Source organism: Nonomuraea sp. NPDC049758 (assembly GCF_040674635.1).
In the GTDB taxonomy this organism is placed as follows: Bacteria; Actinomycetota; Actinomycetes; order Streptosporangiales; family Streptosporangiaceae; genus Nonomuraea.
This window is the reverse complement of record NZ_JBFAMZ010000012.1, coordinates 211807-226965: the sequence shown is the minus strand read 5'-3', so window position 1 is coordinate 226965 and position 15159 is coordinate 211807. Positions and strand designations below refer to the sequence as shown.

Here is a 15159-nt window from a genome sequence, read left to right as displayed (position 1 = left end):
GGCTGCCGATAATGTGCCGTCACATGGCGCTGCGCAGTTCCCTCTGGTACTCCGGTGACGACAGGAACTCCTACATCCACCGGGCCTGGATGCGCCGCGGCCTGCCGCGCGAGGCGTTCGAGGGCGAGCGGCCGCACATCGCGATCGCCAACAGCGCCTCCGACCTCGCGCCCTGCAACTCCCATCTCGACGACGTCGCCCGCAGCGTCATGAACGGCGTGTGGGCGGCCGGGGGCGTGCCGCTCGACCTGCCCGTCCTGTCGCTGGGCGAGACGAACGTGCGCCCGACCGCCATGCTCTGGCGCAACCTGGCCGCGATGGCCGCCGAGGAGCTGCTGCGGGCCAACCCGATCGACGGCGTGGTGCTGCTCGGCGGCTGCGACAAGACCGTTCCCGCGCTGCTCATGGCCGCCGCCTCGGTCGACCTGCCGGCGCTCGTCGTGCCCGGCGGGCCCATGCTGACCGGGCACTTCCGCGGCGTGCCGCTCGGCTGCGGCACCGACGTGTGGCGGCTCAGCGAGGAGGTGCGGGCCGGCACGCTCTCCCGCGAGGCGTTCCTCGCCTCCGAGTCGTCCATGATCCGCAGCCGCGGCCACTGCAACACGATGGGCACCGCCTCCACCATGGCCTGCATGGCCGAGGCGCTCGGCATGACGCTGCCCGGCACGGCCGGCACCCCGGCCCCCGACAGCCGCCTGCTGGAACGCGCGCACGACAGCGGCCGGCTGGCCGTCGAGCTGGTACGCGCGGGCCGCCGCCCCAGCCACGTCATGACCAGGGCCTCCTTCCTCAACGCCATCGTGACGCTGGCTGCGATCGGCGGCTCGACCAACGCGGTCGTGCACCTGCTGGCCATCGCCGGGCGGCTCGGCGTCGAGCTGAGCCTCGACGACTTCGACCGGGCCGGCTCGGGCGTGCCGCTGCTGGCCGACCTCCAGCCCGCCGGCCGCCACCTGATGGACGACCTGTTCCGGGCGGGCGGCCTGACCGCCCTGCTGCGGGAGGTCGAGGACCTGCTCGACCCCGCGGCGATCACCGTCACCGGCAGGCCGCTGGTCGAGCACCTGGCCGGCGCCGAGATCTGGGACGACACCGTGATCCGGCGGCGCTCCGACCCGCTGCTGCCCGACGCGGGCATCGCCGTGCTGCGCGGCAACCTCGCGCCCGACGGCGCCGTGATCAAGCCCGCGGCCGCCTCGCCGGAGCTGCTGCGCCACCGCGGCAGGGCGATCGTCTTCGACGGCGTCGAGGACGCCCGCGCCCGGCTCGACTCGCCCGGCCTCGACGTGGACGAGACCTCGGTGCTGGTGCTGCGCGGCTGCGGCCCCAGGGGCTACCCGGGCATGCCGGAGGTCGGCAACCTGCCGCTGCCGCGCAAGCTGCTGGCCAGGGGCGTGCGCGACATGGTGCGGGTCAGCGACGCCCGGATGAGCGGCACCGCGTACGGCACGGTCGTCCTGCACGCCTCGCCGGAGGCGGCGGCCGGCGGCCCGCTGTCGCGGGTGCGCACCGGCGACCCGATCGTGCTCGACGTGGCCGCCAGGAGGCTGGACGTGGACGTCCCGGAGGCCGAGCTGGCCGCCAGGGAGCCGGTCATGACCGGCCACGCCCGGCCGGCCCGCGGCTGGGAGCGCCTGTACGTCGACCACGTCACCCAGGCGCACTTGGGCGCCGACCTCGACTTCCTGACGGGCTCCTCCGGCGACGCCCCCGGCCGGGAGTCCCATTGAGAGCAAAGAGTGCCCGGCGCCGTGCGCGGAATCTTCCCCGTGGGGTACGGGGTTCCCTGACGGGAGCCCGGCTCAGCGGATCTCCCGGGAGTGCGGGACGATGTGATCAGGTTTGACGACGCAAGAGGAGGAAGCGGTGAACGGCGACATCAGCCAGAGCCAGGAGTGGGCGGCTCTGGGCAAGCATCACGAGGAGCTGGCGGGAAAGCAGCTTCGTGAGCTGTTCGCGGAGGACCCGGGCAGGGCCGGGCGGATGACGGTGAGCGCCGGGGACCTCTACCTCGACTACGCCAAGCACCGCGCCACCCAGGAGACGATCGACCTGCTGGTGGCCCTGGCCGAGCGGGCGGGCGTGCGCGAGCGCATCGCCGCGATGTTCGGCGGCGAGCACATCAACGTGAGCGAGGACCGCGCCGTCCTGCACGTCGCGCTGCGCATGCGGGAGAACGCCAAGCTGGTCGTCGACGGCCAGGACGTCGTGGCCGACGTGCACGCGGTGCTGGACAAGATGAGCGCCTTCGCCGACCGCGTCAGGTCCAAGGAGTGGAAGGGCGCCACCGGGCAGCCGATCAGGACCGTGGTCAACATCGGCATCGGCGGCTCCGACCTCGGCCCGGCCATGGCCTACGAGGCGCTGCGCGACTACGTGGACGCCGGCGTCGAGGCCAGGTTCGTCTCCAACATCGACCCCGCCGACATCCTGGGCAACCTGCGCGACCTCGACCCGGCCACCACGCTGTTCGTGGTCGCCTCCAAGACCTTCACCACGCTGGAGACGCTGACCAACGCCAGGGTGGCCCGGTCCTGGCTGGTCGGCGCGCTGGGCGAGGACGCGGTCGCCAAGCACTTCGTGGCCGTCTCCACCAACGCCGAGAAGGTCGCCGAGTTCGGCATCGACACCGACAACATGTTCGGCTTCTGGGACTGGGTGGGCGGCCGCTACTCCTACGACGGCGCCATCGGCCTGTCGCTGATGATCGCCGTCGGGCCGGACCGGTTCCGCGAGATGCTGTCCGGCTTCCACAGCATGGACCAGCACTTCCGCACCGCGCCGTTCAACGCCAACATGCCGGTCCTGATGGCCCTGCTCGGCATCTGGTACACCGACTTCTTCGGCGCCGAGACCCGCGCCGTGCTGCCCTACAGCCAGCGGCTGCACCGCTTCCCGGCCTACCTCCAGCAGCTCACCATGGAGTCCAACGGCAAGTCGGTGCGCGCCGACGGCAGCCCGGTGACCGTCCCGACCGGCGAGATCTTCTGGGGCGAGCCGGGCACCAACGGCCAGCACGCCTTCTACCAGCTCCTGCACCAGGGCACCCGGCTCGTCCCGGCCGACTTCATCGGCTTCGCCGAGCCGTTCGAGGACCGCGAGGGCATGCACGACCAGCTCACCGCCAACCTGCTCGCCCAGACCAGCGCGCTGGCCTTCGGCAAGACCGCCGAGGAGATCGCGGGCGAGGGCACGCCGCCGGAGATCGTGCCGCACAAGGTGATGCCGGGCAACCGGCCCACCTCGACGATCCTGGCGACCAAGCTCACGCCGTCCACGCTGGGCCAGCTCGTCGCGCTCTACGAGCACATCGTGTTCGTCGAGGGCACGATCTGGGGCGTCGACTCCTTCGACCAGTGGGGCGTCGAGCTGGGCAAGAAGATGGCGCTCGACGTGGCGCCCGCGCTCACCTCCGACGAGCCGCCGCAGACCTTCCCCGACTCCTCGACCGAACAACTCGTGCGCAGATACCGCGAGCTGCGCGGAAGGCGGGCCTAGAGATGGGGCGGGCGGGCGCGCTGGTCCTGTTCGGCGTCACGGGCGACCTCGCGCGCAAGATGCTGCTCCCCGCGCTCTACCACCTGACCGCCGACGGCAGGCTCGACCTGCCGATCATCGGCGTCGCCAAGACCGACATGGACCTCGACGCGCTGCGCGAGCACGCCCGCGAGGCGTGCGGCGGCGTCCAGGACGCGGCGTTCGAGAAGCTGGCCGGCAATCTGCGGCTGGTGGCGGGCGACTACCGCGACCCCGAGACGTTCGCGAAGCTGCGGCAGGAGGCCGAGGGCAAGGGGTTCCTCGTCCACTACCTGGCGGTGCCGCCCGCGCTGTTCTCCGTCGTCGCCGAGGGGCTGGCCGGCGCCGGACTCAACCACGAGGCCAGGCTCGTGGTGGAGAAGCCGTTCGGCCACGACCTCGACTCCGCGCGCAGGCTCAACGACGAGCTGCTGAAGTACTTCGACGAGGACCACCTGCGGCGGGTCGACCACTTCCTGGGCAAGGAGCCGGTCGAGGACCTCATGGTGTTCCGGTTCGCCAACATGCTGCTCGAACCGCTGTGGAACCGGAACTACGTGCGCAGCGTGCAGATCACCATGGCCGAGGACTTCGACGTCGCCGACCGCGGCGGCTTCTACGACGCCAACGGCACGGTCCGCGACGTGGTCCAGAACCACCTGCTGCAACTGCTGGCCATCCTGGCGATGGACCCGCCGCCGTCCATGGACGCCCGCGCCCAGCTCGACGAGAAGTGGCGGGTGCTGCGCGCCGTCCAGGCCGTCGACCCGGCCCACGTCGTGCGCGGCCGGTACGACGGCTACCTCGACACCCCCGGCGTCCGGCCCGGCTCCACCACCGAGACGTTCGTCGCCATGCGGCTCTACATCGACAGCTGGCGGTGGGCGGGCGTGCCCTGGTGCATCCGTTCGGGCAAGGCGCTGCCCACCACCGACCTGGAGATCGTGGCCGAGCTGCGCAAGCCGCCGGTGACGATGTTCCGCGGCGGTGACGTGCCGCCGGCGCCCAACCTCATCAGGTTCCGGCTGCAGCCCGACGCCGGGGTGACCTTCGACGTGCTGGCCAAGGAGCCGGGCCGGCAGCGGACGATCCCGGTGCCGGTGAGCGTCGACTTCACCAAGGTGCTCGGGCCGATGGAGGCCGCCTACGAGCGCATCCTGACCGACGCCGTCAGCGGCGACCCGCGGCGGTTCGCCCGGTTCGACCTGGTGGAGGAGTCGTGGCGGATCGTGGGCCGGCTGCTCGACCTGCCCGACCAGCCGTTGCCGTACGAGAAGGGCACCTGGGGGCCCGAACCGGCGGAGAAGATCCCGCCGGGCGGCTGGCACGAGATCTCCACCACGTTCGACTAGCGGCCGATCCGGGTGAACGATGGGCCCATGGACATCAAGGAGCTGTTGGAGCAGTCGAAGGACGCCGTCACCGTCAGGCGCGTGTTCGGTGAGCCGATCCACCACGGCGACGTCCTGGTCATCCCCGTCGCCCGGGTCGCCCAGGGCGGCGGGGCCGGTCAGGGGCAGGGCCGGGACGAGAAGGGGGAGGAGCTCGGCAGCGGCGGCGGTGGCGGCTTCGGCTACAGCGCCACCCCCGCCGGGGTGTTCGTCATCAAGGACGGCGACGTGCAGTGGCGTCCGGCCGTCGACGTCAACCGGATCGTGCTCGGCGGCCAGATCGTCGGCCTCGCCCTGGTGCTGACGATCCGGACCATCTTCAAGAAGTGGCGTCACAGGAAGTAACGGGGGCACATCATCTGACGTGCTCATCGATCTGCTCGACGCGGGGCTGCCCGGCCACGAGGCGCTGCTGCCCGGCTCCAACCTGCCGGTGCGGGTCGCCCCGCTGGGCGGCGGCACGTCGCTGGTCCGCTTCCCGCCCCGGTGGAGCCGTCCCGGCCGCGGCCACTACCTGGCGGGGGAGGAGTTCGTGCTGCTGGAGGGCGAGCTGCGGGTGTCGGGGGTGGCGTACCTGCCGGGGGAGCACGCCTGGCTGCCCGCCGGCGCCCTGCGTCACTCCGGCGCGGCGCCGGCGGGGGCGCTGGTCTGCACGTTCTTCGACGGCGAGCCCACCTGGGTGTCCAGCGACCTGGACGAGCCCGACGGGCCCAGCCTGCGCACCCCGCTGGTGAGCGTCGTCGTCCCCGAAGGCGGGCTGCCGCTCACGTCGCACTCCGTGCTGCTGGACACGCCCGTCCCGCTCGACCATCCGGCTGAGATGATCACGGTGCCGAGCTGGACGTGGGAGCTGTCCACCTTGATCCCCGAGGGCCGGGTCCTCGTAAGGTGGACGCCATGATGACCTCTTTGACACAGTTCGTGGGCTTCGGCGCTTTGGTGCTGCTCGGGGCGATGTCGCCCGGCCCCGATTTCGCGGTCGTGGTGCGCCGCTCGGCGCTGTCCGGCCGCGGGCACGGCATGGCGGCGGCGGCCGGGATCGCCGTGGGCGTGGCCGTCTGGGTGATGGCCGCCGGCACCGGCGTGGCCGCGCTGCTGGCGGCCTCGGCCACGGCCTTCACCGTGGTCAAGATCGTCGGCGCCCTCTACCTGCTCTACCTGGGGTTCAAGGCGCTGCGCGCGGCCCTGCGCAAGGGCGGCGCGCTCGACCTCGGCCTGCCCGCCCCCGCCGACCGCGGCCCGTGGGCGGCCTTCGCCGAAGGGCTGCTGACCAACGTGCTCAACCCCAAGGCCGCGCTGTTCTTCGTGGCCCTGGTGCCGCACTTCGTGAGCGAGGGGGCCGCGTTCGGCGACACGCTGCTGCTGTCGGCGGTCGCGCTGGCCGGCACGATGGTCTGGTTCCTCACGGTGGCGAACGTGGTGAGCACGCTGCGCCGGGTGTTCGCCCGGCCCGGCGTGCGCAAGGCCGTGGACGGGCTGACCGGCGCCGCGCTCATCGGCCTCGGCGTCAACCTGGCCGTCGCCGGCCGCCCTTGACCGGCCCCTCGACGGCCCGGCCATGAACAGTGCGCGGCCACGTCGGGAGACGGCGCGGCCATGAGCGGTGCGCGGCCGCGTCAGGAGACGGCGACGCCGAGCAGGTGTCCGAGGCCGAAGGTGACGGCGGCGGCGCCCGCGCCCAGCCCGAGCTGGCGCAGGCCGCCCAGCCACCACGGCCGCGCGGTCATCACCGCCACCGCCGCGCCGAACCCGAACAGCGCCACCATGCTCAGCGCCAGCGCCAGGAACAGCCCCGACGCCCCGAACAGGAACGGCGCCAGCGGCACCAGCGCCCCCGCGGCGAAGGCGAGGAACGACGAGCCGGCCGCCAGGTAGGGCGAGGGCAGGTCGTCGGGGTCGACGCCCAGCTCCTCGCGCACGTGCACGCGCAACGCCTGCTCCGGATCGGCCGACAGCCCCTCGGCGACCCGGCGGGCGAGGTCGGCGTCCAGGCCGCGCGACCGGTAGAGGGCGGCCAGCTCGGCCCGCTCGCCGTCGGGGTTGCGGGCCAGCTCGCGCCGCTCCACGGCGATCTCGGCCCGCATCAGCTCGGTCTGGGAGCGCACCGACGTGTATTCGCCCGCCGCCATCGAACAGGCCCCCGCGACCAGGCCGGCGAACCCGGCGAGCACCGCGCCGCGCCCGGCGCCCGCGGCGCCCACGACGCCGGCGATGAGCGCCACGTTGGAGACCAGGCCGTCCATCGCCCCGAACACCGCCGGGCGCAACCAGCCGCCGGTGACGTCACGGTGGCTGTGGTGCTTCTCAGGAGAGTAGGGCCGGGCAAGCTCAATCGTCATGACAATCCTCCCCTTATTGGCAGTTCGTCACGGAATCTAGGCCCTTCCGGCATGATCCGCAACGAAGGAGAGGCTAGCCTGATCTGCGGTTTTCCCCCTGCGTCACCGACCGTGCACGCGCGACCACGCGCCCGGGGACGGGAAACGCGAACGTCCCCCCGGAGCCCGCGGCGCGCGGGAGCCGGAGGGACGCGGACGGGGTCAGGCGTGCGCCGGGCTGGCGGGAGCCGGCTCAGCGGGACCGGGCTGAGCGGGATCGGGCTGAGCGGCACCGGACCGGGCGGCCCTCGGGCCGTTGACGATCGCGTCGCAGTCGGCGATCGCGTCCTCCAGCAGCCTGCGCAGCAGCGCGTCGGGGTCCTTGATGCACGCCTGGACGATGCCGACCACGGCGAGCTGCACCGCGTTGGGCGCCGCGTACCGGCGGAAGCCCTTCTCGGTGATCTTGGCGGCCCGGCTGAAGCGCCTGGCCTGCTCGGCCGCGTGCGGCACCTGCTCCATCGCCCTGCGGCTCAGCTCGCTCAGCCGGCCGGACGGCGCGCCGTCGAGCCTGGCCAGCATCTCCTCGGCCGCCAGCACCGACACCGCGAGCGCGAGCTGGCGCTCGGCGGCGGCGACGGGCAGGGCCGTGGTCGCGCAGCGCAGCGCGATGTGCGCGTCGATCCGCAGGTCGTCGCCGGCCAGCCCGATGATGGACGGCACGAGCCCGACCAGCTGAGCGCGGCTCTCGTCGCCGGTGTTGTCGTTGACCAGGCGGGCGAGCGCGGCCAGCAGCGGATGGGTGCAGGCCGGGTGGTCGCTCCACCGCTCGCCGGCCAGGTAGGACGCCAGTTCCATGAAACAGGCGCCGCGCTTCGGGTTGCGATGCCTGCCGCGGGACAGGACCGGCATGTGATCAAGGTGATTGTCCACGGGGTGCTCCATGCTCCACGCGATCGCCGTCCAGCCAGTTTGCGCTGTCGGGCGCGTCAAAGCCAGTGATCGGGCATCTTCCACAGGAATGGTTCCCTCAGGCGATGCGATCATTCCTCAACCGCTATTCATGGTTATGGCACCAAAGAATTTAATTTATGAGGAATTTTCGGCATTTATCGCGAAAACGGCGGCCGTACGGGCCGGAACTGTCAGCGTGCCGGCCGCCGGGTCGTAGGACGACCGCCTGACCACCTCGTCCGCCGACGCGGCCTGCACCGGGTGCAGCGCCACCCGGCGGCCCGGCGGCACCCCCGGCGCCCGCGTGCAGGGCGACGGGGTGGGGTTGAGCACCACGACCACCGCGTCCCAGCGCGGGTCCAGCCCCGCGGTGTCCACCCGCATCACGATCACGCCCTCGCCGCCGGCCGGGAACGACAGCCGCCGCCGCACCTCCTCCGCCGTGCCCAGCGCGAACGCCGGGGTCGAGGCCCTGATCCGCAGCAGCTCCCCGAACGCCGCCCGCGCCGCCCCGATCGCCGCGCAGCCCGGACGCAGGGCCGGGTCGGCCAGCAGCGGCCGGGCGTACGGCCAGGCCGCCTCGTTGTCCGCCCGCGGCGGCAGGCCCGCGCCGAACCCGTTGCCCGCCGAGCAGTCCCACAGCAGCCGGTTGAACCAGTCGCCGGAGTCGTAGGAGTTGCGGTCGAGCGACTTCGAGCGCAGCCGCTCGCTGCCCGCGTGCACGAACGCCGCCCCCTGCCCCAGCAGCACCGTGGCCAGCGACAGCACCTGCATGCGCACCCGGTCGGCCATCGGCGTGCCCGCGGGCAGCTTGTAGGCCAGCGCGTCGAACAGCGTCTCGTTGTCGTGCGCGTCCACGTACGACACGACGTCGTCCGGCCGGGCGGCGTAACCGGCGGCGGCGCCGTTGTGGCCGACCTGCGAGCCCGCGCGGCCCGAGGGCAGCACGTAGTCGCGCAGGCCGCCGGTCAGGCCCAGCATGACCAGCTCGGTGCAGTGGCGCAGGCGCTCGCGCTGCTGCTCCGCCGAGCCGTTGGCGGGCGCGCCGTTGGGCGCGCCGGCCAGGCCCGAGCCGTACCCCTGCACGCGCGGGTCGCCGTCGAACGGGCCGCCGCCGCGCACCGCGTCCCGCAGCCGGTCGTCGAACGTGCCGATGCCGGTGCCGGCCATGTTGGCCTGCGTGGCCTGCTCGAACCTGGCGTCGCCGGCCACCTCGCCGAAGCTCCAGCCCTCGCCGTACAGGATGATCGCGCGGCCGTCCACGCCGTCGCGCTCGGGGGTGAGCGCGTCGAGCGCGGCGCGCACGGCCAGGATGTTGGCCTTCGGGTGGTGGCCCATGAGGTCGAAGCGGAAGCCGTCCACCTTGTACTGCCTGGCCCAGGTGCGCACCGAGTCGACCACCAGCCGGCCCATCATGGCGTGCTCGGGCGCGGTGTTGGCGCAGCAGGTGGAGGTGGCCAGGGAGCCGTCCTCCAGCAGGCGGTGGTAGTAGCCGGGCACGATCGGGTCCAGCACGTCCGCCGAGTGGGTGTGGTTGTAGACCACGTCCATGACCACGCGCAGCCCGGCCTCGTTCAGCGCGGCGACCATGGCGCGGAACTCCCTGATCCGCTCGTCCGGGTCGGTCGCGTACGAGCCTTCCGGGACGGTGTAGTGCAGCGGGTCGTAGCCCCAGTTGAAGGAGTCGCGGTCCGCGGTGAGCGCCACGATCTCCTGCTGCCGTTCGGAGTCGGGCGGCAGGGCGGCGAGGTCGCAGCCGGGCTCGGTCCGGTCCGACCGGCGCTCGGGGATCGTGGCCACGTCGAACACCGGCAGCAGGTGCACGTGGGTGAGCCCGTCCGCGGCCAGCGCGCGCAGCTCGCGCATGCCGTCGCCGTCGTGGCCGAAGGCCGCGTACGTGCCGCGCAGCTCCTCGGGCACGGTGGCGTCGGAGGCGGAGAAGTCGCGTACGTGCAGCTCGTAGATGACCGCGCGGTCCAGCGGGACCGGGGCGGGCTTGGCCAGCCGGTCCCAGCCGGGCGGCTTGAACGCGGGGTCGTCCAGGCTCACCAGCCTGCTGCGCACCCCGTCGGGCGCGGTGGCCAGGCTGTAGGGGTCGGTGACCTCGTTCGTGACGACGCCTCCCGCGGCGGGGGAGTAGACGGTAACGCGGTAGGTGTAGTCCTTGCCGTACCAGGTGGGCAGGCCGCGGATCGACCACACGCCGGTCTCCTCGTCCAGCCGCATCGCGTGCCGGCGGCCGCCGAGCGCCAGCTCCACCCGCCGTGCGGTGGGGGCCCAGAGCGCCAGCCGGGGCAGCAGCCGTCCGGACGGCCCGAGGCCGGCGCGCACGGCCCCGGCGTAGACGTCGTCGAGCACGCCCGGGATCTGCACGCCGGTCGCCGCGGCCACCGCGCCCGAGCCGTCTCGGGCCACGGCCACCACCTGGCCGCGCAGGGCCTCCTTCACCAGCCCGGCGTCCTCGGGGCGCAGCTTGAGCGCGGTGCCGCCGGCCAGGTGCGGCCACGCCCGCCGCCGCACGTCGTCCAGCGCGCCCGGCGTGAGCGGGACGGTCACGGCATGGCCGGTCAGTCGGCCGTCGTGGCAGGCGATGCCGCCGGCCGGGGCACAGGCCAGCGCGTGCGTCAGCGACGGATCCACCGTCCAGACGACCGTCTCCCTGTCGATCCAGTGGGCCCGCGCCTCGCCGTCGCCGATCGCGGTCACGTAGATCATGGTGCCCGCACGGCGGCGGCCCATGCGAGGACGCCGCGCCGGGCGCAGGCCCTAGCTCTCGGTGACGTCGGTCCCGTCGGGCATCAGCATGGCCGTGCAGGCGTATTCGGCGTCCGCCCGGCCGTGGCCGCCGAAGGAGCACGCCTTGGCGGCGACGTTCCCTCCCGGGCTGAAGGCCATCGGCGACTCCAGCCATCCCCGGGTGCGCTCGCCTGCCGCGAAGAAGCGGGTCGCGTCCTTTCTGTCGGGCTCTGTCCAGGGCTGGAGATAGAAGACGTCGTTCTGCGGCTGCGCCCGTGCCCACAGGGTCCGGCAGGTGCGGCTCCAGCGCAGCTCCAGGATCATCCTCCCGGCGGCGACCGTCCGCACGGCGGTGCCGCCCGGCACGGTGACCGCGTCCTTGTCGCAGCCGGTGACGCTCGCGTCCTTCTTGTCGCAGTTCTCGCGGCTCGGGGTCGCGGCGCAGCCCTGGCGTTCCTTGGCGGCCTCCTGGTAGGCGACCGTGCCGACGAAGGTCACCACCGCCGCCAGCACCGCCGCGAGCACCGCGAACCAGCCGTTGATCCGCGCGGAGCGGATCTGGTCGTTCGGTCCCGGTGGATGCCGCTGCGGCAGCGCCGTCGTCATGATGCCTCGCTTCAGTGCGCTTGCTTCAGCTGTACGCCCGGCAAGCCCCCGATGTGCGGAAATGCGGCTTTCCCCACAGGGCTCTGGCCGCCAGGAGAGGGCCGGAGAACACGCCTCCATTTTCGTGACCGTGTCATTACTTTGCGTAATCGGTGACTTTGCGTGATCCTGGGCTCATGGACGGATTCCTGGACCCCACCTGCGGAGGCATGACCGAACTACGTGTGCACGGCGTCTCCGGCACCCCGCCGGCGAGCATCCTCAACCATCCCCACCCCCGCCAGATCGCCGGCGACGCCACCACCGGCTTCTACCGCCGCTGGTGGCCCGGCGGCCGGCCCGACGGCGAGCAGGACGACGTGCCCGGCGTCCGCCACCGCGAGGCCTACGCCTGGGGCGGCCTCACCTCGGGCGGCAGGACCATCGCCCTCTGGCTGCTCCTGCTGCCCTTCTCCCTGGCCAACCTGTCCTACTTCATGCTCCCCAGACCTCCGGCCGGCGCCCGCCTGCGGCACGTGGCCGAGGCGGCGCAGCGGCTGTTCGCGCTGCTGCTCACCGGCACTCTCGTGGGCGCGGTCACCCGGGCGAGCGTCGACCTCGTCGGCTGGCAGTGCACCGCGGCCGGCCGGGCCTGCGCCCGCGAGAGCGCGCCGGCCTCGGTCCACTGGATGAGCGAGTTGTGGGGCGCCGACCCTTCGCGGCGGCTGGCGGTCGCCGCGCTGGCGCCGTTCGCGGTGGTCGTGCTGCTGTGGTGGCTGGCGCGGCGCACCTGGGAGCGCGACGAGCAGACCGGCATCCCGCACGACGGCGGCTCGCGTCCCGGGCCGTTGCTGGCCCGGCCGCGGTTGTGGCACGGCGGCGCGCCCGTGTGGCGGTTGCGGGCCGTGCACGTCGCCTTCGCGCTGGGGTCGATCGGCCTGGCGGTGTCGGCGCCGTTCGTGGGCGACCCGCGGGGGCTGGCGCTGACGGCCGCCAACGCCGCCGTCCAGGTGGCCGCCGCGGTGCTGGCGGCGCTGCCCGGCATCGCCAGGCGGCTGGCCCCCGGCGAGGCGGTGCCGCCCTGGCTCACCGGCGCGTGCCGGGCGCTGCGGGTGGCCGGGCCGCTGGCCTTCGTGGCCACGATCGCCGCCGCCCTTACCGGGATGTCGCCCGCGCTGCCGGGGCGGCAGCTGCCCGGCATCGGCGTTGGAGCGTTCCAGTTCGCGCTGACTGTCGGGCTCGGGCTGTTCATCCTGGTGGCGACGTTCGTCCTGGCGCGCATGGACCGGCCGGCCGAGACCGGCGACCCGATCGAGCGGCGGGCGATGTGCGGCATGGCGGCCTGGTTCACGCTGATGGTGGCGGCCGGCAGCGCCAACGTGCTCGCCCTCGGCCTGCTGTTCTGGACCGCCACGTTCTTCGGCGTGCCCGCCTCGGTCGCCGAACCGGGGCCGATCGACCGCAGGCTCTACCTCGACGACCCGGTCTGGTGGACGGCCGCGCTCGTGCCGCTGCTGGTGCTCGGGTTCGTCGCCGTGGCGGCCGAGCTGTGGCTGGCCCGCGGGTCGGCCGCCGCCGCGCTCACCCCGAAGCTGACCCCCTACTACGGCGCCTACGACCGTGACGTGGCCGGCAAGTGGGCGCTGGCCGCCCTCACCGACCGCGCCGGGCTCGTGCTGGCCGTGCTCACCGGCATCGGCGTGACCGGTTCCGGCGCGGTGACCGTGATCTACCGGTTCCACCTGTTCGCCCCGGTGGGCGGGCTGGCCGGGCTGCTGGCCTCGATCGGGAGCTGGGCCATGACGGCGATCGTCGTGGGCCTGGTCCTGCTGGGCCGGCGCACGTACAGCGACACGCGGCTGCGCCGCACGGTCGGCATCCTGTGGGACGTCTCGACCTTCTGGCCCAGGGCCATCCACCCGCTGGCGCCGCCCTGCTACACCGAGCGGGTGATCCCCGAGCTGCTCGCCCGGGTCAAGACCCTGACCAGGACCGCCGACGACGAGGTGGTGCTGTCCGGCCACAGCCAGGGCAGCGTGCTCACCGCCGCGCTCGTCCTCCAGGTACGGCCCGAGCTGCGGCCCCGCGTCCGGCTGCTCACCCACGGCTCGCCGCTGCGCCGCCTGTACGCCGCCTTCTTCCCCGCCTACTTCGGCACCCCCGGCCTGTCGGCGATGCGCGACGCCGTCCGCTGGACGAACCTGTACCGGCTGAGCGACCCCATCGGGGGGCCGGTCTTCCGCCGGGTCGACCCGTTCGGGCCGCGTCCGGCGGGCGAGGGGGAGCAGACCGTCGACCGGTTCTGCTGGGACCCGCTCCAGCCCGGGCCGGGCGAGCCGCTGCCCGAGGCGCGCTGGCACTCCGACTACTGGCTCGACCCGGCCTACGAGGAGACCCTGGCCCGGCTCACCAGGTCAGATGGAGTTCCTCGGGCGCGCGGTGGATGAGCGTGGCGGTCATCACGACGTCCTCGCGGGCCAGCCGGAGGCCGGGCAGCTCGGCCACCAGCAGCTCCAGCGTCACCCGGAGCTGCTCGCGGGCCAGGAACGCGCCGGGGCAGCCGTGCACGCCGTGGCCGAACGCCAGATGGCGGGCGCGCGGCCGGGTGATGTCGAAGACGTCGGGCCGCTCGTGCACCGCCTCGTCGCGGCCGGCCGAGGCGAAGGAGACGAAGATTGCCGAGCCCTCGTCCAAGGGCGTGCCGGCCAGGGTGAGCGGCCTGGTGACGCGGCGGCGGAAGCCCTGGACGGGCGCCTCGTACCGGGCGGCCTCCTCGATCGCGGCCGGGATCAGCTCGGCCGGGCTCGCGCACAGCAGCTCCCACTGGCGGCGGTCGCGCAGCAGGCGGTGCACGACCGAGCCGAGCAGCGCGGTCGTGGTGAGATGTCCGGCGAGCATGACGTTCTCGACGTTGGAGGCGATCTCGTCGCGCTGGGCGGCCGTCGGCTCGCCGGGGCCGGGCGCCAGGCCGCGCACCACCTCGCCGGTCAGGTCGCCGGATTCGCCTGAACGGGCGGCGTGGGCGGCCAGCAGCCGCCGCAGCGCGGCCACGTCGCGGGCGGCGGCGATCTGCTCGTCCTCGGGCATCGGGGTGAACAGCAGGTCCTCGGCCCGGAAGCCGCCCCTGATCGCGGTGGGCACGTCGGCCGGGTCCAGGCCCAGCAGGTGGCCGATCACGGCGGCGGGCAGCGGCCTGGCGTAACGGGACATCCACTCGCCCCCGCCCGCCTCGGCGAACGCGGTGACCAGGTCGGCGGCCGTGGCGGTGACGAACGGCAGGGCGGCGGCCACCCGGGCGGGCGACAGGCCGCGGGCGAGCGGCCTGCGGTAGCGCCGGTGCGCCTCGCCGTCGGTGCTCAGCACCACGGGCGCGCCGCCGGGCACCCCGGCCAGCTCGGCGAAGGCCCGCGGGCTCGGCATCACGTCAGGCTGCAGAGCGCCCCGGGAGGAGAAGTCGTCCGGCCTGGACAGCACCTCGCGCACGTCGTCGTGCCGGGCCACCAGCCAGGCGTCCAGCTCCTCGACGAAGGTGAGCCCGGGGGCGGCGCGGGCGCGGGCGTAGAGCGGGTACGGGTCGCGGTAGAGCGCCTGTCGATCCACGCGTCCCATCGTCCGGCCTGGTCCGGGACGCCACAAGATCTGAAATTTTCTTTTAGTTC

General features: G+C 73.5%; 12 protein-coding genes. 7 read left to right on the top strand and 5 right to left on the bottom strand.

Going from position 1 to position 15159, the window contains the following annotated elements:
* The first annotated feature begins 23 nt into the window (after positions 1–23).
* From AB0J46_RS29920 to AB0J46_RS29895, 6 genes are all read left to right on the top strand, one after another.
* Positions 24–1730, top strand: coding sequence for an IlvD/Edd family dehydratase (locus AB0J46_RS29920; RefSeq protein ID WP_364337569.1), 1707 nt, complete (start codon positions 24–26; stop codon positions 1728–1730).
* Between the two features lie 136 nt (positions 1731–1866).
* Complete coding sequence (gene pgi / locus AB0J46_RS29915; RefSeq protein ID WP_364337568.1) at positions 1867–3498, top strand: glucose-6-phosphate isomerase; 1632 nt, start codon at positions 1867–1869, stop codon at positions 3496–3498.
* 2 nt (positions 3499–3500) lie between these two features.
* A complete protein-coding gene (zwf, locus tag AB0J46_RS29910; RefSeq protein WP_364337567.1) occupies positions 3501–4868 on the top strand; it encodes a glucose-6-phosphate dehydrogenase in 1368 nt (455 codons plus the stop codon).
* Positions 4869–4895: 27 nt separating this feature from the next.
* Positions 4896–5252 carry a spore germination protein GerW family protein gene (locus AB0J46_RS29905; protein ID WP_352351116.1) on the top strand — a complete coding sequence of 119 codons (357 nt, stop codon included), beginning with the start codon at positions 4896–4898 and terminating at the stop codon, positions 5250–5252.
* A gap of 19 nt (positions 5253–5271) precedes the next feature.
* Entirely contained in the window at positions 5272–5808 is a 537-nt protein-coding gene (locus AB0J46_RS29900) for a hypothetical protein (protein WP_364337566.1), read from the top strand.
* The gene (locus tag AB0J46_RS29895) at positions 5805–6443 is read left to right on the top strand and encodes a LysE family translocator (protein ID WP_364337565.1); all 639 of its coding nucleotides are present in this window, start codon (positions 5805–5807) and stop codon (positions 6441–6443) included. The genes AB0J46_RS29900 and AB0J46_RS29895 overlap by 4 nt, the downstream gene beginning before the upstream one ends.
* Positions 6444–6523: 80 nt before the next feature.
* Here AB0J46_RS29895 and AB0J46_RS29890 read toward each other — a convergent pair whose 3' ends face one another.
* The 4 genes from AB0J46_RS29890 to AB0J46_RS29875 form a co-directional block, all read right to left on the bottom strand.
* Positions 6524–7246 (bottom strand): VIT1/CCC1 transporter family protein, encoded by a 723-nt coding sequence (locus AB0J46_RS29890; RefSeq protein WP_358010508.1) that lies wholly within the window; start codon positions 7244–7246, stop codon positions 6524–6526.
* 201 nt (positions 7247–7447) lie between these two features.
* The gene (locus AB0J46_RS29885) at positions 7448–8158 is read right to left on the bottom strand and encodes a hypothetical protein (RefSeq protein ID WP_364337563.1); all 711 of its coding nucleotides are present in this window, start codon (positions 8156–8158) and stop codon (positions 7448–7450) included.
* A 156-nt stretch (positions 8159–8314) separates the two neighbouring features.
* A complete protein-coding gene (gene pulA, locus AB0J46_RS29880; RefSeq protein ID WP_364337561.1) occupies positions 8315–10918 on the bottom strand; it encodes a pullulanase-type alpha-1,6-glucosidase in 2604 nt (867 codons plus the stop codon).
* 27 nt (positions 10919–10945) lie between these two features.
* Positions 10946–11521, bottom strand: coding sequence for a DUF2690 domain-containing protein (locus AB0J46_RS29875; protein WP_364337559.1), 576 nt, complete (start codon positions 11519–11521; stop codon positions 10946–10948).
* Between the two features lie 176 nt (positions 11522–11697).
* On the opposite strand from AB0J46_RS29875, the gene AB0J46_RS29870 reads away from it, so the two are divergent.
* On the top strand, positions 11698–13947 hold the full coding sequence (locus AB0J46_RS29870; protein WP_364337557.1) for a hypothetical protein: 2250 nt from the start codon (positions 11698–11700) through the stop codon (positions 13945–13947).
* Here the strand turns inward: AB0J46_RS29870 and AB0J46_RS29865 are convergent.
* Positions 13907–15100, bottom strand: coding sequence for a cytochrome P450 (locus tag AB0J46_RS29865; RefSeq protein WP_364337555.1), 1194 nt, complete (start codon positions 15098–15100; stop codon positions 13907–13909). The genes AB0J46_RS29870 and AB0J46_RS29865 overlap by 41 nt on opposite strands.
* Positions 15101–15159 lie beyond the last annotated feature (59 nt).